Source organism: Rhizobium sp. 1399 (assembly GCF_031455475.1).
Classification (GTDB): Bacteria; Pseudomonadota; Alphaproteobacteria; order Rhizobiales; family Rhizobiaceae; genus Rhizobium.
The window spans coordinates 79604-100754 of the sequence record NZ_JAVDSU010000016.1 but is presented as its reverse complement, the minus strand read 5'-3'; the positions used below and the strand labels follow the sequence as shown (position 1 = coordinate 100754).

The window sequence follows — 21151 nt, the reverse complement described above, 5'->3', positions numbered from 1 at the left end:
GCAAGCAGCCGCATGCATCTCAGGTTGGGGGATCGTACATGACGGGTGGTGCAGCGTCGTTGATTGCAATCAACGTGACGCGAAGCATTTCGAGGCCGTTGGCGGAGCGTGAATGCGCGCTATTCAGCCCATTCCCGATCGGCGGTAAAGGCAATCGTCAGCCAGCGATTGGCACTCTCGTCGCCGATCGCGTGCCCGATCTCGTCACGGAGTGCGTCCCACTCCTCCACGGTCTTTGCGGGAAGCCCTTCGGGGACGATGAAATAGAGTTCGATCTGCTTTGCGCGACCGACCTGGGCGACGTAGGCACGGTGCGACAGGAAGCCGAGGCGGCGAACCGTGTCCGAGGCAACGCGATCGACATGTTCCTGCAGATCGACAGGGGCAATCAGCAGGATTTCAGTCAGCGCCTTCCAGACGGTGCTGATCGGGAGCGGGATCATGACAAGACAGACGAGAGCCAAGACCACCGGATCCATGTAGCTCGCAAGCCAGGCAACTGATGTTGCCTGTACGGCCATGCCGATCAAAAACGCGATGAGCAGCGCAAACGCGATCCCACCCGACATGATCCAGGCTTTGATGTCGAGCGAGATGAAATCGGATTTGATGCTGCGGTTCAGCCTGATGCCAATGAAGGCCATGACAGCGCATACGAGCATGGTTGCCGCGGAATAGGTCACCGCCATACCGAACTGCAGTTCATGGCCGCCGTTCAGGATGCTGATGATCGCGCCGATCAACGCGTAGACGCCGACCGTCATCAGCAGACAGCCATTGAGCATGAGGACGATCGGCTCCAGATGCCAGAAGCCCATGGTAAAACGGTTTCGGATCCTGCCAGACTGGGCGTCGCTCTGCGTCGATTTGATGATCAGGCTCGAGATCCAGAGTGCAAATCCCGTCATCACTGCATCCGCCAGCGAATAAACGCCGTCAAAGGCGATCGAGAACGAGCCTGAGAGTATGCCGAAGACAACGCCGAGCGTCGCGACGACGACGGTCGCTGCAATGGAGATCCTGAGAAAACCCTGCTCGCCCAACATCATCGCTTCACCTCCAGCCCCGTATTCTAGCTGCTTTATCTCGATGGTGAAGGCTAGACCAGTCCGGCAGACTACGCATTGAACCGGATTGCGGCAGCCCGTTTTTGCAACGACAATCGCAGTCCGAAGAGCCATCGGCTCCCGGAAGCCGACTCACGGGAGGGACGTCATGACAACCTCGTCGAACGGCAAAAGCCTCGGACTTGCCGCCTGCACCGCTATCGTGGTCGGAAACATGGTGGGATCGGGCTTTTATCTTTCGCCGGCCGCGGTGGCACCTTACGGCAACCTGGCGATCATCGTCTGGATCCTCATGGGTGCCGGCGCGATCTGCCTCGGCCTCACCTTCGCGCGGCTGGCAAGACTGGTGCCCGCTGTCGGCGGCCCCTACGCCTATACCAGGCTCGCCTACGGCGATTTTGCTGGCTTTCTGATCGCCTGGGGTTACTGGATTTCGATCTGGACGTCACTGCCGGTCATCGCGATCGCCTTTACCGGCGTGATGGTCGACCTCTTCCCTGCCCTCAGTAACCGCTTCACTGCGACTGTGCTGACGCTCGGCGTGATCTGGGCGATCGTGCTCGTCAATCTTCGCGGTGTTCACGCGGCGGGTCTGTTCGCAGAGGTGACGACATATGCCAAGCTTCTCCCGTTCGGCGCCGTTGCCATCATCGGCCTTCTCTACATCGACACATCGCATTTCTCGGAATTCAATCCGAGTGGCCAGCCGCTGCTGCAGTCATTTGCAACGCTGGCGCCGCTGACAATGTTTGCCTATCTGGGGTTGGAATCGGCGACCGTTCCTGCCGGCGATGTGGAGAATGCAGAACGGACCATTCCCCGTTCAACTGTACTTGGGATCTCGATCGCCGCCACTCTTTACGTACTCGGCACCGTCGTGGTGATGGGCCTCGTTCCCCGCGAAGAGCTCATTCACTCCGTCGCGCCCTTCTCTCAGGCTGCCGGGGTCATGTGGGGACGGTCCGGTGAATTGGTGATCTCGATCGCGGTGCTGGTCTCCTCGATCGGCGCGCTGAACGGCTGGACCCTGCTGATGGGGCAAGTTCCAATGGCGGCTGCGCGCGATGGACTGTTTCCTCCGCTGTTTGCCCGATTGTCCCAGCGAGGCGTGCCGGCATGGGGGATGGTCATCTCTGCCTCGTTTGCGACGATCCTGGTGCTCGTCCAGGCGCTTGGCTCGGAAGGTTTTGCCGCGGTCTATCGTCTGATGGTCGGGTTGAGCACGATGGCTGCCGTCGTTCCCTATGCCTTCTGTTCGCTTGCCAGAATCCTCATTGCAGGCGCGACGGATGGGCGGATGCCAAGGGTCAGCGTGATCGAAGTCATCGCCTTTGTCTTTGCAATCTTCACCCTTTACGGCTCCGGCGCCGAACCGGTGCTGTATGGTCTGGTACTCTTGATGCTTGGAATCCCCGTCTATGTCTGGCAAAGGCGAAACGCTGCTGGAGCGACAGACAAAGAGGCAGGATCGAGTGCAGCAACGCGCCCGGCCGTGTCAGGATAGCGTGTCTTGGAAGATCAGTGCCAACTCAGGCCATCAAAGCCGCCATCGATGATCGTCCCGCGTTCGCCGCGCACCATTCCGGCAATGTCGGCAAGTGAGCCTATCGCCGCCGCCTTGCCGTTGGCACGGGCGAAATGACAGGCCGCCTCCACCTTCGGCCCCATCGAGCCGGCCGGGAAGGAAAACTGCTTCAGATCATCGGGACGAGCGCGATGGATCGCCTTCTGGGACGGCTTGCCCCAATCGGTATAGACGGCCTCGGCATCGGTCGCCATGATCAGGAGATCGGCATAAAGCTCGCGGGCCAGAAGCTCCGAGCAGAGATCCTTGTCGATGACGGCTTCGACGCCGATCAGCTTCCGATCGGCACCCTTTTCATACATGGTCGGTATGCCGCCACCGCCTGCACAGACAACAATCGTGCGCTGTTCCAGGAGCCAGCGGACCGGGCGGATCTCGAAGATGCGTTTCGGCGCCGGCGAGGCGACGACGCGACGCCATTTTTCGCCATCCTGCTTGAAGACCCAACCCTTTTCCGTGCGTATCCGGTCCGCCTCGGATTTGTCGTAGACCGGGCCGACGAATTTTGTCGGGTTCTGAAAGCCGGGATCGTCGGCATCGACTTCGACCATGGTGAGGAGTGTCGCCAGGGGCTGCTCGAAGGGCAGGAGATTGCCGAGCTCCTGCTCCAGCATGTAGCCGATCATGCCTTCGGTCTCGGCGCCGAGAACATCGAGCGGATAGGCTTCCTCCGGTTTATAGGCCGCCCCCTGAAGCGCAAGCAGCCCGACCTGCGGCCCGTTGCCGTGTGTTATGACAAGCTCATGTTCAGCCGCCAGGGGCGCGATCGCCTCAGCCGCGGTGCGCGCATTTCGCCTCTGGGTATCGGCAGTCATAGGCTCGCCGCGCCGAAGAAGCGCATTGCCGCCCAGCGCAATGACGACACGCATGTCAATCTCCCAAGGTAGCCACAAGTAGGGCCTTGATCGTATGCAGGCGGTTTTCCGCCTGCTCGAAGGCAACATTGGCCTCGGACTCGAAGACGTCGTTCGTGACTTCGAGGCCGTTCGCCATGCCGTAGTCTTCGGCGATCTGCTTGCCAAGCGTGGTTTCGGTATCGTGGAATGCCGGCAGGCAATGCATGAACTTGGTCTGCGGATTACCGGTCGCTTTCATCAGGTCCTGATTGACCTGGTAGGGGGTAAGCAGCTTGATGCGTTCACGCCAGACATCTTTTGGCTCGCCCATCGAAACCCAGACATCCGTGTGGATGAAGTCGACGTCCTTGACTGCCTCTCTGGGATCCTCGGTGACCAGCAGGCGTGCGCCCGAGGCCTGCTGCAGATCCTTGGCGATCTTCATATATTCCTCAGACGGCCAAAGCGATCTTGGGCCGCAGATGCGCACGTCCATGCCGAGCAGGCAGCCCACGATCAGCAGTGAATGCCCCATATTCGAGCGCGTGTCGCCGACATAGGCATATTTGATGGCGGCGATCGGCTTGTCGCTGTGTTCACGCATGGTCATGACGTCGGCAATCATCTGCGTCGGATGATATTCATCCGTCAGACCGTTATAGACTGGCACTCCTGCGTAACGTGCCAGCGTCTCCACGCCCTTCTGCGCGGAACCGCGATATTCGATCGCGTCATACATGCGGCCGAGCACCCGCGCCGTATCCTTGAAGGATTCCTTGTGCCCGATCTGCGAGCCGGACGGATCGAGATAGGTGACGTTGGCGCCTTGGTCCGAGCAGGCAACTTCGAAGGCGCATCTCGTTCTCGTCGAGGTTTTCTCGAAGATCAGGCAGATTTCCTTGCCTTTCAGATGTTCCTGCTCGGTGCGGGAATATTTGGCCCGCTTCAGATCGCGCGCGAGATCGAGGAGATAGCGGAACTCCCGAGGGGTGTAGTCCTGCACGGTCAGAAGCGAGCGATTGCGCAGATTAAAGCTCATGGTCTTGCTCCGTCAGTCTGTTTGGTGGGTGAAAACGTCATTAAGCCGGGTCGCGCCAGATAGGGCACGTCATGCAGTGCCCGCCACCGCGGCCGCGACCGAGTTCGGAACCGCGGATGGTGATGACCTCGACGCCCGCCTTGCGCAGCAGCGTATTCGTATAGGTATTCCGGTCGTAGGCGACGACGACACCGGGTTCGAGCGCGACGACATTGTTGCCGTCGTCCCATTGCTCGCGTTCGGCCTGATAGGAATTGCCGCCTGTTTCGACCGTGCGTATTAGCGGCAGATCGAGCGCTTCGCCGACGACATCGAGCATCGGCTGGCTTTCGGGATGGATCTCGAATGTGCCGTCATCGTCTACCGGATACATGCTGTAGCAGCGGATCTGATCGACGACCTCGGCAAAGAGCGTGACAAGATCGCGATCACAAAAGCTGAAAACCGTATCGAGATGCATGGCTGCGCGGCTCTTCGGCATCAGGCAGGCGATCACTCGCTTTGCGGCCTTGTTTTTGAACAGGGCCTGCGCCACCTGACCAACGGCCTGATAGGTCGTTCGTTCGCCCATGCCGATCAGAACAGTGCCATTGCCGATCGGCATGACGTCACCGCCCTCCATCGAGGCATTAGCGAACTGATTATCGGAATCGCCCCACCAGATCCGGAAATCGCCGCCGTGGAATATAGGGTGAAACTTGTAGATCGCGCGCTGGATCAGCGTCTCGGCGCGTCTGGCCGGCCAGAACATCGGGTTGCAGGTCACCCCGCCATAGATCCAGCACGAGGGGTCGCGCTGGAATAGGGTGTTGGGGATCGGCGGGATGACGAAATCGGTTTCCGGAAGGGCACTCAGCATCAGCGACTTCGCTTTGACGTCGGGCAGGTCGGAGATCGCAATGCCGCCGATCATGAAGGCGGCAAGCTGTTTGGCCGGCATCTCGTCGAGCCATGGCCGCATCGCCTCGGCGATCTGGGAGCCGAGCACGTTCGGGGTGATGCGTCGATCCAGTATGAAATCGCGCGCTTGTTTGTTTGAAAACGTCTGGTCAAGCAGGTCATGGGTCTCAAGAACTTCGACCCCTCTTTCCTGCATCTTCAGGACAAAATCATAGTGATCCTTCTGGGCCTCATGCACCCACAAGACATCGTCGAAAAGAAGGTCATGGCAATTCGCGGGCGTCAGCCGCTGGTGCGCCAGAGACGGTCGGCAGACCATGACGGTTCTCAGCTTTCCGACCTCAGAATGAACACCGAAACCACGCATGCGGTCCTCCTTCCAGCCCCCAAGGATGACGGCGCCGCCGCCGGCCCTTGAACACATCCAGCCTGTTTGAAAGCCTACTTGGGCAGACACGGCGATGTCATTGATTGCAGACAAGGTGCGGTGCAGCATTTGCAATTTCCGACCATCCGGGATGAGGAGAATGCAGCCTGTTCAGTGAAGGTCAGACGTGTTGCATCGCTGCATCTGCCATGCGCGCCAATGGGTCGGGTGGAGATCGAGCATCTCGCCGGTCAGGGCATTTGCCCATCCGCCAGGCAGACGCTGGCAGGGAAAAACCAAGGCATGGACGCCTTCGTCGTCGATGACGGCGAGTTCTATATCCTCTTCGAACGGAGCTTCGACGACCAATCGCCACATCACCGAACCCTCCCCGACGATGCGCGAGCGTCGACCGACAAGAGGCCCTGTTTCGGCGTGCCAGTCGCTCGGCCGGCGTGGTTTTTTCTGCCAGCGCGCGGATGCCGCAAAGATCTCCGCTATGACTTGCCTTTCGATGGATTCGCGACAGCGCAGACTTCTTCGTCGGAAACCTGCGTGCCGCTCATTCGATGTAGAACGTCAGATTGCCGTTGCGGGCGCGCGTCACCCATTCGATCTGGTTGGGTGTCAATTTCTTGGCCTTCAGCTGCTGAACGAGCCATGGGTTGGAACGGATCGCCGTTCGGATTTCCTTGACATGTTCAGCGCTGCCCGGCCTCGGCATCGCGCCGACTTCGACTGCGGTTCGAAAACTGACAATGGAAAACCGCTTGTCGTGATAGGCTCTGATGTGCTCCGGCAGGTTTTCGGCCCAGTTCATGCGCCGGAATTCCTTGCGGCTCTGCTGGGCGCCGACAGGGGTCACCAACGACGCAGCGGTCGCAATAGCAATGGCAAGGACGAACTTCCTCATCTTCCAGCTCCCTCAAAATGGCTGTAAACCCATCGCGTCCCAGAGTAGCGGAACAACGAGCCAGAGGCATTGAGCCGGATCAATGGAGATGAGGCCGGCCCAAAGCGTCGGCTCGCCGGGCTTTCAGCAGGTCCGGTTGTAGAAAAAGACCAATAGAGTCTACGCGATACTACACTGATCCCCCATCCAAAGATGGTAAACTCTTGTCATTGTTGAGGAGGGAAAGGCCGTTGAGGCACTGGATCGCTTCTCAAAGGGCGGAGGAGACCATCATGTCGACCAAGATGGAGGCGCCGCATGTTACCGAATTCAGCACCCATGTCTCAAGCCTGACGGGACGAACCTCGTTCATCGGCTCGCGAATAGCACGCGATAAGTCCGCGCGAGGTTTGTGCAAAGAGAACGGGCCACAGGCGAACTGGATACGGCAACTCTACGAACACATGCCCGACGCAGTCTTTTTCATGACCGCCAACAATAGAATTTCAGCCTGTAATAGGGCTGCGGTGACCCTGTTCGGTTATGAAGAAGGTGAACTGCTCGACCGCAAGATCGACTTTGTCTGGTCTTCAACGCCGGATGTTCAGATCAAGGGACGCTGGGCAGACCAGGGCGCGGTGCGTGCTGGTCTGGCGACGACCAAAACCGGCGTTCAGTTTCCAACTGCCCTGACCATCATCCGAGAACAAGGCGAAGGACGAACCTTCGTTGCGGCGATCTTTGAGGACTTCCGGACGGAGCGCGAGACATTGCAGCAGGTTCAGGAGCTTCAACGTGAGCTGGCGCGTCTTGCAAGAATAGTCGCGCTTGGGGAAATGACAGCGACGCTGGCACACGAACTGTCCCAACCGCTGTCTTCGATCGCTGCTTACTCTGAAGGTTGCAGGCGCCTTATGACGGACGACTGCCATCAGGACGGTGTGGAGCTTCGTGAGGCTCTGTCGGAAATCACACAGCACGCCTTATGGGCGGGAACGATCGTCAAGAACATCCGGGAATTTGCAAAGCGCGGCGCCAGCGAGAAACGACTAGAGGCGATGCACGCATTGATCCCCGAAGCGACGACGCTTGGGCTCACCGGATCAACCCGGAAAGGCCTTCACATCGATTTGCAGCTTGAAGCAAAGCGGGACATCGTGGTCGCAGATCGCGTCCAGATCGTCCAGGTGCTGATGAATCTTCTTCAGAATGCCGCGGAGGCGACCGACGGCGTCGAGCAGCCGACTATCGCGATCCACACCAGGACCGACGATTTCTCGCATCTGATTGTCGACGTATCCGACAATGGCTGCGGAATTGCCGCCGAGATCGAAGAGGCGCTGTTTCGTCCTTTCGTGACTAGTAAACCGCGGGGACTTGGCATGGGCCTGGCATTGTCCAAACGCATCATCGAAGCCCATGGAGGCCACATCAGCGCGCGCAAGGGAATACAGGGAGGCTCTATCCTCTCATTTTCGCTTCCGCTGGCGGAGACCACAATCGATGGCGAATGATCTTACGATCCATCTCGTGGACGACGAGGAGTCGCTCCGGCGCTCTCTAACGTTTTTGCTGGTGTCGGCAGGCTTTGCTGTTCGTGCACATAGCTGTGCGAAAGCCTTCCTGGAACTTCTGCCGCTGTCGGGGCGAAGTTGTCTGGTCACCGATCTGTGCATGCCGCATATTAACGGCATCGAATTGCTCCATCGCCTGCAGCGTCTCAGTATGGACGTGCCGGCGATCGTCATTACCGGCCAGGGAGATATTGCCGCGGCTGTACAGGCAATGAAGGCGGGGGCATTCGACTTCCTGGAGAAACCTCTGAAGGAGGACGTGCTGATTGCGGCCATCAATGGAGCGATGGGACAGAGGCGGGCCGGCGGCGTTTTACCTGATTCCGGGGGCGTCGCCGCACGGCTCCACCAGCTCACGGAGCGTGAATATCAGGTTCTGACCGGCGTGCTCGATGGCTTACAGAACAAGATGATTGCGTATCAGCTTGGCATTAGCTCGCGCACGGTGGAGGTCCACCGCGCCAATGTGATGGCTAAAATGGGCGCGCGCAATCTGGCGGAGCTCATGCGCATGGCCATTACCATCGACGCTGCGACGCAATCGCCTGAAACTGCGAAGGCTTTGCCGATCGGCGGCTGGTCAACTTATATTCGATAATCCTAAAGCAAATCTTGCAACCTCGGTCTTGTGGGGTATGATGCGTTAGAATTGACTTATATAGTTGCGTGATCTTTGTCGTAGGGACGGTTATGAGAAGCGCAAAGGTCAATGCTTTCAGCAGTCTTGGGCCGACGGCTGACGAAGTTTGCCGACAGGTTGAACGAATCCTTACAAGCGAGGAATTTCACGCGCCGAAGCGCGGGCGAAATTTCCTGGAATTTGTCGTCAACGAGACGCTTGCCGGTCGATCGGACTTCTTGAAAGCATTTACGATAGCAAATGTGGTCTTTGGCCGGGAGGCTTCATTCGACCCGCAGAATGATCCGGTTGTCCGGATCGAGGCTGGCCGAATACGAAAGGCGCTCGAGCGTTATTATCTCGTCGCAGGCGAGAGGGATGACGTCGTCATTACTGTGCCCAAAGGCGGATATGTCCCGCATTTCGAATATGCGCGGGATGCGCCCACTCCGACTGAGCCCATCGAAACCTCGGACAATCTGCAAGATGTTGAGTACGAAGATCAAAGTCATTCGCTTGAGGAAACACCTCGGCCGGGGTTGGTCACCCTCATTGGTCTCGTGGCTGCGCTGGCCGTTGTCCTCGCTCTTCTGCTCCTAGCCCTCACGTTCGCATTGTCTTCGCGTGATGCTCCGACCGCAGCATTGCCGCTGACACGTCCTGAGCCAAAGGTGATCGTCGAGTTTTTTGCCGAAAGCAGCCCAGCGGACGTTGGCTCGGATATCGCGCGTGGCCTGAGGGACGATATTATCGGACAACTCGCCCAGTTCGATGACATCGTCGTCGTCGCTGATCCGCTCCGTGATGAGCGCGTCTCAGCTGCCGACTACATTCTGCAGGGTAATGTCCAGATCGATGGAAGCAGGCTGCGTGCTGCTGCCAGGCTGGTGCACCAAGTGGATGGAGCCGTCGTCTGGGCCAATAATTTCGATGGGGATCTTCAGGACCAGAACCAGCTTGTGATTCAAGGCAATTTCGCGCGAAAAATCGCCGATGCGATCGCACAGCCCTATGGCGCCATCTTTCAGACCGACACGGATATGATAGCGCGAACGGCACAGATGGAAGACCGAAGTGCCCATGAATGTACATTCGTCTATTCCAGCTATCGTCAGACCATGACAGCGCAAAGTCACAGCGCGGCGCGCGAATGCCTGCAACAGGCCACCCAGCGTTTTCCCGACAATGCGGCGTCCTGGGCGCTGCTGTCTATGGTCTATCTCGACGAAATCAGATTCCGCCATACGCTCGGTACATTATCGTCGACCCAGCCTCTCGCGCTGGCGAGCGCTGCGGTGAAGCGGGCAGCATCGCTCGCGCCGGACAATCCCCGCGTGCTGCAGGCGCAGATGCTGGTGAGCTTCTTCAGGGGGGATATCGACGAAGCCTTAAAGGCAGGCACCGCAGCCTATGCTGCAAACCCTGATGATGTGGAAGTCGCAGGCGAGTACGGCTTGCGATTGGCGATGTCTGGGAAATGGCAGTCAGGCTGCGAGTTGCTGTCGATCGCCCTCAACAAGGGTATCGGTACCAGAGGTTATTACGAGGTCGGTATGGCTTTGTGCGCCTTCATGGAAGGAGATCTCGAAGAGGCGGAGAAGTGGTCGCGAAGGTCCGATCTCGATGGTAATCCCATGCATCGCCTTGTGCTGCAGTCCATTCTCGGTGCTGCCGGAAAGACTGATGAAGCCATGCTGGAAAAGGATTGGCTCAATATTCACGCGCCCATTTTGATGACTGACATACGCCAGGAGGTCTCGCTCCGCCTGCAGCGGCCGGAGGATCAGGAGCGGTTCCTGAACGGGCTGCGCGCCTCGGGATTGGTTATCAGCCCCCTGTCAGCAAGATAAGGCAGCTACGGATCGGCGCCCGCGTCGTTCAGCCTGTGGTTGTTCGAAATAGTCACCGCGATTTGTGTGGCGATCTCGTCCTCGACGTCGAGAATGGCCTGGCCGCGCAGGTCTCGATCATATTGATTTGCCCAGGTGACCGCGCCATCGGCGGCATTTATCAGGCGGACATGCAGATGAAGGATCGTACCCTCGATGAGCGCGCTTCCCTGCAGGCTGAAAAACGAACCGGTCGTTTCCGCCCCGGATCGGCCTGGAGCAAGCACAGTAAGGCTCTCCACCTTCATGAGCTTTGCAATCAGCTGATCGGCCAATCCCTTCACGAAATCAGGTCCCTGCGCACTGCCGCCGAGAGCGACGAAGGGTTCGACCGCAACCCTGACCTTGCTCTCCGACTTTGATGCGGCAGGCGCCGGCGACGTCTCTGGTGGGAAGAGATAGGCTTCAAGCGGACGAACAAGAGCGAGTATGGCCATTGCCCCAAACAGCGCGGGGACGCCGATCGGCAAGAGGAGATCACGATAGCTCACTGCCCGCTCCTGCCCGGGGGCGCGCCGCTTGCTCTCGCGGTTCTGCGAGGCGGAAATTTCTGCTACATACGAACTGTCTTCTGCGCTCGAAAAGTGCGGCGCATAACCTCCTTTGGGGACGGTAATCCGGATTGGGTCACTGCTTCCGCAGACCAAGTAGTATCGTTCGAGCGCTCGACGGATCCGCCCCGCCTCGATGCGGACAACTGGATCATTCTGTGCATCGAAGGATGCATCACGACCAAAAACCGCTTGTGCAATCGTATAGGCCTTGAGCTGTTCGCTGCGCCCTTCAAGTGTCTCTTCAACGATATATTGCAGGAAGCGGCGCCCGCGCTCCGGGGCAAGGAATTCCGGACTGGCGAGAATAAGGTCAAGCTGCGCATGCACGCTTGCAGAGTCTTGAAGTGCGCGGTTTTCCCCTCCCTCTTCCGATACCATCCAGACCTCCCGCGATACCTTCGTATCGCTCTCATCAAGGGGAATGGCTTTATACACCCCTTGGTGGTTCGGGGCTTCCGTAGCAATACGTAAGGGATATCTCGAATACCGGGGCGGGGAGCGATTGCTTATGCTGCGATGCGGATGGGAGCGACGCATATGCTTCAAAACCAAACGATCGTAAGGCAAACGACAGTTTCTGGCCATCGCTATGGCAGCGTTGCCGGAACGGCCAAGGATCAATCGATCCGGCTCAAGGCCGACGAGACGATCTATAGCGAAGGTGAACACGCGTTTGCGATCTACCAGGTCGAAGCGGGCGCGGTGCGGATTTATCGCCTCACGGCAAGCGGGCAGCGATATATTCTGTCCTTTTGCGGCAAGGGTGAATGGTTCGGGCTCGAGACGGGCAATGTACGAACCGATTTTGCAGAGGCCGTCTGTGAAACCTGTATAAAGCCCTTTCGCGCCAATCAGGAGGCAGTCGTCCCCATAGACCTTCTCCACATTGCCCTGACGAACCTCGCGAAGGCGCAGCACAAACAGCTCGTCATCACCGAGCAAAGCGCACTGAAGCGGGTGGCCGCCTTTGTTTATGAAACGGCTGATCGTTATCCCGGAGATTGCGAATTTGATATGATGATGTCGCGCAGCGATATTGCCGACTACCTCGGGCTGACGGTCGAGACCGTTGCCCGTTGCTTTACGAAACTACGTGAAAAACGAATTCTCTGTCTCAACGGCAAACTGCAACGCATTGTCCGACTTCTCGACCGTGATGCGCTCGTCGCACTGACGATCTAGCTGCAGCGGATTTCGAAGGTCGATCTTGAAAAAGGGGATTGAACGATGACGCATGCATCCGGTCGAAGATTGAACGCATCAGCCAAAGCGGTCCTCGCAAGCCTGATAGCACTAACGGGCCTTCCACTCGCGGCTGCGGAGGCACAGACCTCTCCATTTGACCAATTTCCAATACTTATCCAATGCAAGTACAAGGAAACCTATCACGTTTTCTACATATCACGTATTTCAGAGGACGGTGTCGCAACCTATGTGGCATCCGAACGCATGGGCGGTACGATCACCCTGGACGGTCAAGCGAAGGCAACCGGCGGCGCAAGTGGCGGCAGCTGCGTCGGCAAGACTTTGGCAGAGCTTCGTGCATCTCACCAAGCCTATGACTTGAAACCCTAAAGCCCACCTTGTGTTCTCTCCGTCACGCGAACGCTGCGGAGTGAACCGCCGGTCGCATAGTCTCGAAGCCAAAGCCGAAGGGTGTACTCCAGCCGCCCGATCTGATCTTTCAACCGGTCACATCGGGGGTGGAGCGGATTGATGAAAATTAATTTCATCAATCCGCCCTGAACCCCGTTTTCAGTTGACGGCCCGCGTTTTTTGTCCCAACTTGAAGAAAATAAATTTCGAATTGGGAACATTGTTGGCATGAAAGTGGGAATCATAGGGCTGGGATTCCGGCTCGGCTATCTTGGCTATGTTTTCAAGGCTATCGACAGCAGCTTCGAGATCGTCGGTTACGTCGATCCGGAGCCCGCGGGACTTCCCGGATTAACGGAAAAGGGCGTCTCTGTCGGCAAGGCCTATGCTTCACCGCAAGAGCTCCTCGCCTCCGAAAATCTCGATCTCCTGATGATCGGCTCTCCCAACCACATGCATCTCGATCATATCCGCCTCGGTCTTGAGGCTGGTCTCAAGGTCTTCTGCGAAAAGCCGATTGTCACCACGATCGCCGAAAGCATCGAACTTGCCCATCTGATGGCCAAGTTCGGCCATGAACGGCTGATGGTCGGCCTCGTGCTGCGCTACTCTCCTCTTTACAAGGATCTGCGCGCCATCCAGGCCGAAGGCAAGCTTGGCCATATCGTCTCCATCGAAGCCTCTGAACATATCGAACCCTATCACGGCGCCTTCTTCATGCGCGACTGGCGCCGCTACGAGCGCTATTCCGGCAGTTTCATGCTGGAAAAATGCTGCCATGACCTCGACCTTTATAATGGTGTGATCGGCGCCCGCCCCGAACGCGTCGCTAGCTTCGGCGGCCGCAAGAGCTTCATTCCCGCCAATGACCCGGCGCGCGAAGGCATCAACGATCTGGAACTCTTCCACCGCAAGCCAAGCGGCTGGATGGGCTCGGACAAGGTGTTCGACAGCGACGCCGACATCATCGATTATCAGGTGGCGATCGTCGAATACGCGAATGGCGTCGGCATGAATTTCCACACCAACCTGAACGTTCCCGACCAGTTCCGCCGTTTCGCCATCATGGGCTCGCGCGGCATGGCCGAGGGGGACTTCGTCCGCGGCTATCTCGATGTCCACGAGCAGCTGACCGGCAACAAGATCGTCGAAAACAAATATGCCGCGACCGAATTGTCGCAGCATTACGGCGCCGACGAGCAGATGGCGGCCGATATTCTGCAAAGCGTGCGCTCCGGGTCGGATCTGCCGGTCTCTACGCTGAACGCATTGGAGGCAGGCATCCTGGCACTTGCCATGGATGAGGCTCGCATGAAGAAGGCCGTGATCGACCTTCGTCCCATATGGGACCGGTTCGACGAGGCGCTACACGCCAGAGCGGCCTGAGGAGAACGGCAAGATGAGTGCTCAGAAAAGTGCCGTCATCTTCGCCTGGATCCTTCTCCTTCCGGCCGTCCTCTATGTGCTCGCGATCGTCGCCTATCCGCTGGTCGATACGTTCATCCTGTCATTTACGGATGCATCGCTGCGCAAGGTGACGAACTGGGTCGGCTGGGTCAATTACGAGAAGATCTTCAATTCCACCTTCGCGGAAGTCATTGTCCGAACCTTCATCTGGACCTTCTTTTCGGTCGCCCTGAAGATGATCATCGGCACCTTCGGCGCCTCCATGCTGAACGCCGCCGTGCCCGGCCGTTCATTGTTTCGACTGCTGACCATGCCGCCATGGATCGTGCCGATGGCAATCGGCATCTTCATGTGGGGTTGGATGTATAATGGCCAGTTCGGGATGATTTCCGGATTGCTGCAGCGCTTCGGCCTCGTCGACGGTCCGGTCGCCTTCCTCGCCTATGGCAGCACCGCCTTCTGGGCAACGATCGTGACCGACGTCTGGATCGGCGTCCCGCTGGTGACGATCTACTTCCTCGCCGCGATCCAGTCGATCCCGAAGGATCTCTATGAAGCGGCATGGACCGACGGCGCCGGCCGCTGGTACCGGTTCCGCCGCATCACGCTGCCGCTGATGATTCCGGCCATCATCACCATGTCGATGCTGTCGCTGATTGCGACCTTCAATTCCTTCGACATTATCTGGATCCTGACACAGGGTGGTCCGAGCGGCGAAACGACGACGATGATCATCGATACCTATCAGACGGCGATCGGCTCGAAGAAATATGGCGAAGGGGCAGCGCGCGCTGTGCTGATCTGCATCTTCCTGTCGCTTTTCTGCTTCGCCTATTTCCGCGTCACCCGCCGCCTGAACCCGGAGAAGCGCGCATGAGCAGCCGTCCCATGATCGATCGCTACAGCTGGTGGGAAATCATTCTCATCTACTGCGGCATAGCGCTCTTCCTGTTCTTCGTGCTGTCGCCCTTCGTCGAAGGCTTCCTGGTCTCGCTGAAGCCGCTCAGCCAGCTCTTCTCCTCGCCCTACCGCTTCTGGCCGGAAAACGGCTCGTTCGAGGCCTACCGGACGATGTGGATCAGCGTACCCGGCTTCGGTCGCTACATCTTCAATTCGTTCTTCATCTCGATCATCGTCACCGTGATCGTGCTCTGCCTCGTCATTCCGGCATCCTATGCGTTTGCGAAGTTCGAGTTCAGGGGTATGGGCATTCTGCTCGGCGCCTTCCTGACGGTGAACATGTTCTCCGGCGCCGTCCTGCTCATCCCGCTCTTCCGTTTGATGCGCAGCATCGGTGTTCTAAACACCTATCTTGCGATGATCGTGCCGGGCGTCGCCTTCCTGATCCCTTCGGCGATCTGGCTGCTGCGAACCTACATGATCCGCATTCCACAGGAACTCAATGAAGCGGCCTATATGGATGGCGCGAGCCATTTCTATACGCTTCGTCGCGTCATTCTGCCCATCGCGATGCCGGGGATTATCGTCGTTGCGATCACCACCTTCATCGGCGCCTATGCCCAGCAGTTCATCTTCGCGCTGACCTTCAACTCGAAGACTGAATACATGCCCCTGCCGGTGGGACTCTTCGCTTACTTCGGCAAGCAGGAGGTCATCTGGAACGAACTGATGGCGGCCTCCTTCGTCGGCATCGCGCCGGCGATGATCGTCATCTTCTTCCTTCAGCGCTATCTCGTCGGCGGCCTGACCGCCGGTGCGGTGAAACAATAAGACCAACAATAAAGAGTGAACAGCTAACAACGAGAATGGGAGTAACGACGTGAGCATTACCATCAAGACTGGCCTTATGGCGCTCGCCCTGCTTGGTTCGACGGCACTGACTGCGGTCACGGCCCAGGCAGCCGACAAGGAAATCAGCTGGATCTATTGCGGCGACACGATCGACCCGATCCACACCAAATATATCAAGGAATGGGAATCCAAGAACGCCGGCTGGAAGGTTGCGCCGGAAGTCGTCGGCTGGGCGCAGTGCCAGGACAAGGCAACGACGCTGGCTGCCGCCGGCACGCCGGTCGCCATGGCCTATGTCGGCTCGCGCACGCTGAAGGAATTCGCGCAGAACGACCTCATCGTTCCGGTTCCGATGACCGATGACGAGAAGAAGGGCTATTACCCGCATATCGTCGACACGGTCACCTTCGACGGCAACCAGTGGGGCGTTCCGATCGCCTTCTCCACCAAGGCGCTTTACTGGAACAAGGATCTCTTCAAGCAGGCCGGCCTCGACCCCGAAACACCGCCGAAGACCTGGGCCGAAGAAATCCAGATGGCAAAGACCATCAAGGAAAAGACCGGCATTCCGGGCTTTGGTCTTTCTGCCAAGACCTTCGACAACACGATGCATCAGTTCATGCATTGGGTTTACACCAACAATGGCGCCGTGACGGATGCCGAAGGCAAGATCACGCTGGACAGCCCGCAGATTCTTGCTGCACTGAAGGCCTATAAGGATATTTCGGCCTCTGCCGAAGAGGGCCCGACCGCCTATGAGCAGAATGAAGTCCGCGCCATCTTCCTTGATGGCAAGGTCGCGATGATCCAGGCCGGCTCGGGTGCCGCCTATCGCCTGAAGGATACGAAGATCAACTGGGGCGTCACGACGCTGCCGCTCGGTCCAGATGCCAAGGGTGCAGGCACGCTGCTGATCACGGACAGCCTTGCAATCTTCAAGGGCTCTGGTGTCGAGGACAAGGCGATGGAATTCGCCAAGTACATCACCTCACCCGACATCCAGGGCGAATACGAACTGCAGGGCGGCGCCGGCCTCACCCCGCTGCGTCCGTCCGCAAAGGTCGACGAATTCGTTGCCAAGGACCCCTTCTGGAAGCCGTTCATCGAGGGCATCAGCTACGGTGGTCCCGAGCCGCTCTTCACCGACTACAAGGGCTTCCAGAATTCGATGATCGAGATGGTCCAGTCCGTCGTCACCGGCAAGGCCGAGCCTGAAGCCGCTCTGAAGAAGGCTGCAGGCGAGATCGAGGCCTTCAAGTAAATCGACGTCGAGGATCGCAGGTCGACGATCTGCGATCCTCACCGACCAATTCATGCGCGTTCAGGCCGGGACCGGAGAAAGATTTTTGGGACAGCTTCAGCTCAACAAGGTTCAAAAATTCTATGGCGACTACGAAGTTCTCAAAGGCGTCGAGCTTGACGTCAGGGACGGCGAGTTCGTTGTCTTCGTCGGGCCTTCGGGATGCGGCAAATCCACCCTCCTGCGCATGATCGCAGGTCTTGACGCGACGACCAAGGGCGACATCATCATTAATGGCGTCAGGGTCAACGACCTGCCGCCGGTCAAGCGCGGTATCGCCATGGTCTTCCAGTCCTATGCGCTCTACCCGCACATGACGGTTTTCGAAAACATCGCCTTCCCTCTTCGTGTGGAAAAGATGGAGGAGGAGAAGCTCAAGGCCAAGGTCGAGAATGCCGCACGTATCCTGCATCTCGAAACGAGGCTGCAGCAGAAGCCCGGCATGCTGTCAGGCGGACAGCGCCAGCGCGTCGCTATCGGCCGCGCCATCGTTCGCGAGCCGAAAATCTTCCTGTTTGACGAGCCGCTGTCGAACCTCGATGCCGCCCTTCGCGCCGACATGCGCATCGAACTTGCCAAGCTGCACCGGCAGTTGAAGGCGACCATGATCTATGTAACGCACGACCAGGTGGAAGCCATGACGATGGCCGACCGCATCGTAGTGCTGGATGCCGGCAATATTTCCCAGACCGGTGCGCCGCTCGAGCTCTATCACAAGCCCGCCAACCAGTTTGTTGCCGGCTTCATCGGCAATCCGAAAATGAATTTCCTGCCTGTCACCTGCACATCCGCAAGCGAGGCAGGCGTGACCGTGGACTATCGCGGCCAGACCGCGACACTGCCGGTAGCGCCGCGCGACGGCATGGTCGGCAAGCCGCTGACGCTCGGCATCCGGCCGGAACATATCCAGCTCAGCTCCGGCGACATTTCGCTGACGGTTGCACCCAGCGTCATCGAACGGCTTGGCGCAAATACTGTGGCCTATGTTGCACTCGGCGGCGAAACGGAGAACTTCTGCGCCATGCTGCCCGGCAGTGTGGGCATTCGCACCGATGCGCCGGTCGCCGTCGGCATCAATGCCGCCGATTGCCATCTCTTTGACGAGGAAGGTGTCGCCTTCGAACGCCGCGTCGAGCTCACCGATATCGACATGAACCTGCTGGCACCTGCAACGGCCTGAACGGCCGATCGATCAGTTACCAGACGAGCCCGCGCGCGGCGACGTCCTCGACGCGCGTGACGATGCCGTCGCGATGGAAGACCATCGTGTCGAACAGGTTCGACACCACGCATGTGTGGTTCGGGATGATGAAGAGCTTTTCGCCGATCTGGGGCCGCGCACCAGTGCAGACCGAAAGGTCGATGACGCCGTGCTCTTCCGAGAGGCTGGTTATCTTTGCCTCGGGATATCCGACGACGAGGCCGAAATCGGCAAAGCCCTGAAGATCGGAGGTCAGCGCCTTCGAGCCTGCGTCGATAACGGCGCGGTCGGCATTCGGCCGCGATACGACGGTTGCCAGGACGTGCATTGCGCAATCGTCTTGCGTGCAATGTCCCATCCGGATCATCTGACGGTCATTGTAGATATAGGTCCCTGCCCGATGCTCCGTCGCCGATTTGACCAGATGCGCCTGAAAGAGACTGGGCGTGCCGCCATTGCTGACGATCGGGCAGGCAATTCCCTGTTTCGTCAGCCGTTTCAGCGTAGCCTGGATGAAAGCCTCGACGGCATCGGCAGCCTGCGGCTTCGGATAGGTGAGGATACCACCGAATGTCAGCCCGTCGGCAGCAGCGATGCGTCTGGCGAGCGAGACCGCCTGTTCGGGCGTCTGGACGCCGCAGCGCGCGCCGCCGGTATCGCATTCGACGAGGACGGTCAGCGGTTTGCGGCCGGAAAAATGTGAAGACAGGCCGTCGACCGTCACGTCGCTGTCGGCAACGACCTTGAGACCCGAAATGCGATCGTTCAGGGCAGCAAGCCGTCCGAGCTTCGGGGGGCCGATAATATTGAAGGTAATCAGGATGTCTTCGAAACCGGCTTCGGCAAAGACCTCTGCCTCTGTCACCTTCTGGCAATTGATGCCCTTGGCGCCGGCCGCGACCTGTGCCGCGGCAAGCGCCGGTATCTTGTGCGTCTTGATATGCGGGCGGAAATTCAGCCCGTGCTCGTCCATGTAAGACTGGGCCCTGGATATGTTGGCGACCAGCTTGTCTTCGTCGATGATCGGGCGGGGCGTGGAAAGATCCGCGATCCTGTCTCCAGCCTTGGCGATGACGGCAAACCGGTTGTCATGCATCTCAGGCAGCTCCGCGTTCGGTTCCATGAGGATCGGCCGCGATCGGCCAGATGGTTTTTGGCGCCCGGCGATAGTGGGTCGTCGCCGGATTGTTGGGATAGGGGGTTCCTGCCGAACAGTACAGGATTTCGGCAGCGATCTTCGAGAAGGATGCGAAGAAATGGTTGGTCGATTTGATCACCAGGATCTTCTGCTTGGTCGGATCGATGCCCATCACCGAAAACAGGCTCGGATCGAAGCTCTGCGCCCGCGTCGAGTTCAGAATGATATCGATACCATCAAGAACGATATGCGCCGCATCCCCGAAAGGTGCCAGGCTTTCGCCGAACTGCATTTCGGCATTCTTCACCAGTTTGATGACCTTCACCATCCCGTCGACGGGATTGCCGGTCCCCGGTGCCGACTTTGCGCCAAAACGCAGCGGAATTTCAGCGCCCTCGCCTGCAGCAAAACAGATCTGAACGGCGATCGGATCCCAGATGGTGCCGATCGCAGCATTCTCCACTCGGCGGGCCAGAAGCTCTTCGAGAATGACGGTGGCATCGCCAGCGGTTCCGCCGCCCGGATTATCCCAGACATCGGCAATGACGACCGGCCAGGCTTTGGCAGCCATCGCTCTCGATACGGCTTCCTTCTCGTCGATTTGCGGCACCATGAAGGTGCCGCGCTTGGAAAACAGCTCCATGCCGAGTTCACGCGCCAGAGCCGCGCCCTTCTGCGGATTGTTATCGGTGACGACAAGCAGCTTGGTACCCATCTCGGGCACATCGCCGACCATGAAGCCGTGGACCACGGAGATCGACAGGATTTCCGGATCTTCCTTCTCGATCCGCATGATCTTGTCGACGAAGGAACGCATTGGATCGCGCGAGGTCGGGAAGACATCGATCATCCGGCAGTCGAATACGGAATTGACCGGCTTGACCCTGCCCTCAAGCGCATCGACTGCGATGCGCCAGAGATCCTCGGCGCGGTCGACGAAATCCGTATGCGGAAATTCCTTGAAATAAATCGCGAAATTCAGTGCCGCGATGCGCTTCCGGGTCAGATGGCTATGCGGATCGAGTTCAGCGCAGATCAGCACATCAGCCCCGACGATGTCGCGGATGCGGGTGAGGAGGTCACCTTCTGTGTCCTCATATCCCGCGGCCACCATTGCCCCATGCAGCCCCATCACCACGGCATCGACAGGCATTGCGGCGCGGAGCTGGTCGAGGATTTCGTCCCGCAGCCCTTCATAGGCCTGACGGTTGACGAGGCCGGCCGGGTCTGCCCAGGCTGCAGTGCCCTCGATCAGCTCCCAGCCCTTTTCAGCGGCGATGCGGCGACCGACAGTGATCGGCGCGGTACAGAGTGTGGGCGTTTCCGGATGCTGGCCGGGTGGGGCATAAAGAGACGCTTCGAAAGCGCGGCGGTCCACACAGATCGGGGAAAACGTATTGGTTTCGGTCGCCAGTGCTGCCGTGAAAATGCGCAA

20 protein-coding genes are annotated in these 21151 nt (G+C 58.6%); 11 read left to right on the top strand and 9 right to left on the bottom strand.

The window, feature by feature from the left end; genetic code table 11:
• Positions 1-119: 119 nt before the first annotated feature.
• Positions 120-1046 (bottom strand): cation transporter, encoded by a 927-nt coding sequence (locus J2X71_RS33020; RefSeq protein WP_310389167.1) that lies wholly within the window; start codon positions 1044-1046, stop codon positions 120-122.
• Between the two features lie 169 nt (positions 1047-1215).
• Between J2X71_RS33020 and J2X71_RS33015 the strand changes: the two genes are divergently transcribed.
• Positions 1216-2571 (top strand): amino acid permease, encoded by a 1356-nt coding sequence (locus J2X71_RS33015; RefSeq protein WP_310389067.1) that lies wholly within the window; start codon positions 1216-1218, stop codon positions 2569-2571.
• A 14-nt stretch (positions 2572-2585) separates the two neighbouring features.
• Here J2X71_RS33015 and arcC read toward each other — a convergent pair whose 3' ends face one another.
• The 5 genes from arcC to J2X71_RS32990 all read right to left on the bottom strand — a co-directional run bounded on the left by arcC (position 2586) and on the right by J2X71_RS32990 (position 6707).
• Entirely contained in the window at positions 2586-3521 is a 936-nt protein-coding gene (arcC, locus tag J2X71_RS33010; RefSeq protein WP_310389065.1) for a carbamate kinase, read from the bottom strand.
• 1 nt (position 3522) lies between these two features.
• The gene (locus J2X71_RS33005; protein WP_310389063.1) at positions 3523-4527 is read right to left on the bottom strand and encodes an ornithine carbamoyltransferase; all 1005 of its coding nucleotides are present in this window, start codon (positions 4525-4527) and stop codon (positions 3523-3525) included.
• 40 nt (positions 4528-4567) lie between these two features.
• A complete protein-coding gene (arcA, locus tag J2X71_RS33000; RefSeq protein ID WP_310389061.1) occupies positions 4568-5794 on the bottom strand; it encodes an arginine deiminase in 1227 nt (408 codons plus the stop codon).
• Positions 5795-5965: 171 nt separating this feature from the next.
• Entirely contained in the window at positions 5966-6172 is a 207-nt protein-coding gene (locus tag J2X71_RS32995; protein ID WP_007813158.1) for a hypothetical protein, read from the bottom strand.
• 184 nt (positions 6173-6356) lie between these two features.
• Positions 6357-6707: a hypothetical protein gene (locus J2X71_RS32990; RefSeq protein WP_310389059.1), complete on the bottom strand. Its 351-nt coding sequence runs from the start codon at positions 6705-6707 to the stop codon at positions 6357-6359.
• 272 nt (positions 6708-6979) lie between these two features.
• Here J2X71_RS32990 and J2X71_RS32985 point away from each other — a divergent pair, with 272 nt between their 5' ends.
• From J2X71_RS32985 to J2X71_RS32975, 3 genes are all read left to right on the top strand, one after another.
• Positions 6980-8200 carry an ATP-binding protein gene (locus J2X71_RS32985; protein WP_310389057.1) on the top strand — a complete coding sequence of 407 codons (1221 nt, stop codon included), beginning with the start codon at positions 6980-6982 and terminating at the stop codon, positions 8198-8200.
• Complete coding sequence (locus tag J2X71_RS32980; protein ID WP_310389055.1) at positions 8190-8858, top strand: response regulator; 669 nt, start codon at positions 8190-8192, stop codon at positions 8856-8858. The genes J2X71_RS32985 and J2X71_RS32980 overlap by 11 nt, the downstream gene beginning before the upstream one ends.
• A 92-nt stretch (positions 8859-8950) precedes the next feature.
• Positions 8951-10729, top strand: coding sequence for a hypothetical protein (locus tag J2X71_RS32975; protein ID WP_310389053.1), 1779 nt, complete (start codon positions 8951-8953; stop codon positions 10727-10729).
• Between the two features lie 5 nt (positions 10730-10734).
• Here J2X71_RS32975 and J2X71_RS32970 read toward each other — a convergent pair whose 3' ends face one another.
• On the bottom strand, positions 10735-11700 hold the full coding sequence (locus J2X71_RS32970) for a hypothetical protein (protein WP_310389164.1): 966 nt from the start codon (positions 11698-11700) through the stop codon (positions 10735-10737).
• A gap of 144 nt (positions 11701-11844) precedes the next feature.
• Here J2X71_RS32970 and J2X71_RS32965 point away from each other — a divergent pair, with 144 nt between their 5' ends.
• The 7 genes from J2X71_RS32965 (at position 11845) to J2X71_RS32935 (ending at position 18557) form a co-directional block, all read left to right on the top strand.
• Positions 11845-12504: a helix-turn-helix domain-containing protein gene (locus tag J2X71_RS32965; RefSeq protein ID WP_310389050.1), complete on the top strand. Its 660-nt coding sequence runs from the start codon at positions 11845-11847 to the stop codon at positions 12502-12504.
• A gap of 45 nt (positions 12505-12549) precedes the next feature.
• On the top strand, positions 12550-12897 hold the full coding sequence (locus tag J2X71_RS32960) for a hypothetical protein (protein ID WP_113319956.1): 348 nt from the start codon (positions 12550-12552) through the stop codon (positions 12895-12897).
• Positions 12898-13146: 249 nt separating this feature from the next.
• Positions 13147-14304 carry a Gfo/Idh/MocA family oxidoreductase gene (locus J2X71_RS32955; RefSeq protein WP_310389047.1) on the top strand — a complete coding sequence of 386 codons (1158 nt, stop codon included), beginning with the start codon at positions 13147-13149 and terminating at the stop codon, positions 14302-14304.
• Positions 14305-14317: 13 nt separating this feature from the next.
• Complete coding sequence (locus J2X71_RS32950; protein WP_310389046.1) at positions 14318-15202, top strand: sugar ABC transporter permease; 885 nt, start codon at positions 14318-14320, stop codon at positions 15200-15202.
• Positions 15199-16056, top strand: a complete 858-nt coding sequence (locus J2X71_RS32945; RefSeq protein WP_025669759.1) for a carbohydrate ABC transporter permease — start codon at positions 15199-15201, stop codon at positions 16054-16056. Before J2X71_RS32950 ends, J2X71_RS32945 begins: the two co-directional genes overlap by 4 nt.
• 76 nt (positions 16057-16132) lie before the next feature.
• Complete coding sequence (locus tag J2X71_RS32940; protein ID WP_310389163.1) at positions 16133-17338, top strand: extracellular solute-binding protein; 1206 nt, start codon at positions 16133-16135, stop codon at positions 17336-17338.
• Positions 17339-17423: 85 nt separating this feature from the next.
• Positions 17424-18557: a sn-glycerol-3-phosphate ABC transporter ATP-binding protein UgpC gene (locus J2X71_RS32935; RefSeq protein WP_310389042.1), complete on the top strand. Its 1134-nt coding sequence runs from the start codon at positions 17424-17426 to the stop codon at positions 18555-18557.
• A gap of 16 nt (positions 18558-18573) precedes the next feature.
• Here J2X71_RS32935 and J2X71_RS32930 read toward each other — a convergent pair whose 3' ends face one another.
• Both J2X71_RS32930 and J2X71_RS32925 read right to left on the bottom strand, forming a co-directional pair.
• On the bottom strand, positions 18574-19674 hold the full coding sequence (locus tag J2X71_RS32930) for a D-TA family PLP-dependent enzyme (RefSeq protein ID WP_310389039.1): 1101 nt from the start codon (positions 19672-19674) through the stop codon (positions 18574-18576).
• A gap of 1 nt (position 19675) precedes the next feature.
• Positions 19676-21151: a M81 family metallopeptidase gene (locus tag J2X71_RS32925; protein ID WP_310389037.1), complete on the bottom strand. Its 1476-nt coding sequence runs from the start codon at positions 21149-21151 to the stop codon at positions 19676-19678.

What these genes read in the sequence shown, in the direction of transcription:
- J2X71_RS33020 (WP_310389167.1), bottom strand. Translation starts at nt 1,046, where the DNA reads ATGTTGGGCGAGCAGGGTTTTCTCAGGATCTCCATTGCAGCGACCGTC.
- J2X71_RS33015 (WP_310389067.1), top strand. Translation starts at nt 1,216, where the DNA reads ATGACAACCTCGTCGAACGGCAAAAGCCTCGGACTTGCCGCCTGCACC.
- arcC (WP_310389065.1), bottom strand. Translation starts at nt 3,521, where the DNA reads ATGCGTGTCGTCATTGCGCTGGGCGGCAATGCGCTTCTTCGGCGCGGC.
- J2X71_RS33005 (WP_310389063.1), bottom strand. Translation starts at nt 4,527, where the DNA reads ATGAGCTTTAATCTGCGCAATCGCTCGCTTCTGACCGTGCAGGACTAC.
- arcA (WP_310389061.1), bottom strand. Translation starts at nt 5,794, where the DNA reads ATGCGTGGTTTCGGTGTTCATTCTGAGGTCGGAAAGCTGAGAACCGTC.
- J2X71_RS32995 (WP_007813158.1), bottom strand. Translation starts at nt 6,172, where the DNA reads ATGTGGCGATTGGTCGTCGAAGCTCCGTTCGAAGAGGATATAGAACTC.
- J2X71_RS32990 (WP_310389059.1), bottom strand. Translation starts at nt 6,707, where the DNA reads ATGAGGAAGTTCGTCCTTGCCATTGCTATTGCGACCGCTGCGTCGTTG.
- J2X71_RS32985 (WP_310389057.1), top strand. Translation starts at nt 6,980, where the DNA reads ATGTCGACCAAGATGGAGGCGCCGCATGTTACCGAATTCAGCACCCAT.
- J2X71_RS32980 (WP_310389055.1), top strand. Translation starts at nt 8,190, where the DNA reads ATGGCGAATGATCTTACGATCCATCTCGTGGACGACGAGGAGTCGCTC.
- J2X71_RS32975 (WP_310389053.1), top strand. Translation starts at nt 8,951, where the DNA reads ATGAGAAGCGCAAAGGTCAATGCTTTCAGCAGTCTTGGGCCGACGGCT.
- J2X71_RS32970 (WP_310389164.1), bottom strand. Translation starts at nt 11,700, where the DNA reads ATGGTATCGGAAGAGGGAGGGGAAAACCGCGCACTTCAAGACTCTGCA.
- J2X71_RS32965 (WP_310389050.1), top strand. Translation starts at nt 11,845, where the DNA reads ATGGGAGCGACGCATATGCTTCAAAACCAAACGATCGTAAGGCAAACG.
- J2X71_RS32960 (WP_113319956.1), top strand. Translation starts at nt 12,550, where the DNA reads ATGACGCATGCATCCGGTCGAAGATTGAACGCATCAGCCAAAGCGGTC.
- J2X71_RS32955 (WP_310389047.1), top strand. Translation starts at nt 13,147, where the DNA reads ATGAAAGTGGGAATCATAGGGCTGGGATTCCGGCTCGGCTATCTTGGC.
- J2X71_RS32950 (WP_310389046.1), top strand. Translation starts at nt 14,318, where the DNA reads ATGAGTGCTCAGAAAAGTGCCGTCATCTTCGCCTGGATCCTTCTCCTT.
- J2X71_RS32945 (WP_025669759.1), top strand. Translation starts at nt 15,199, where the DNA reads ATGAGCAGCCGTCCCATGATCGATCGCTACAGCTGGTGGGAAATCATT.
- J2X71_RS32940 (WP_310389163.1), top strand. Translation starts at nt 16,133, where the DNA reads ATGGCGCTCGCCCTGCTTGGTTCGACGGCACTGACTGCGGTCACGGCC.
- J2X71_RS32930 (WP_310389039.1), bottom strand. Translation starts at nt 19,674, where the DNA reads ATGCATGACAACCGGTTTGCCGTCATCGCCAAGGCTGGAGACAGGATC.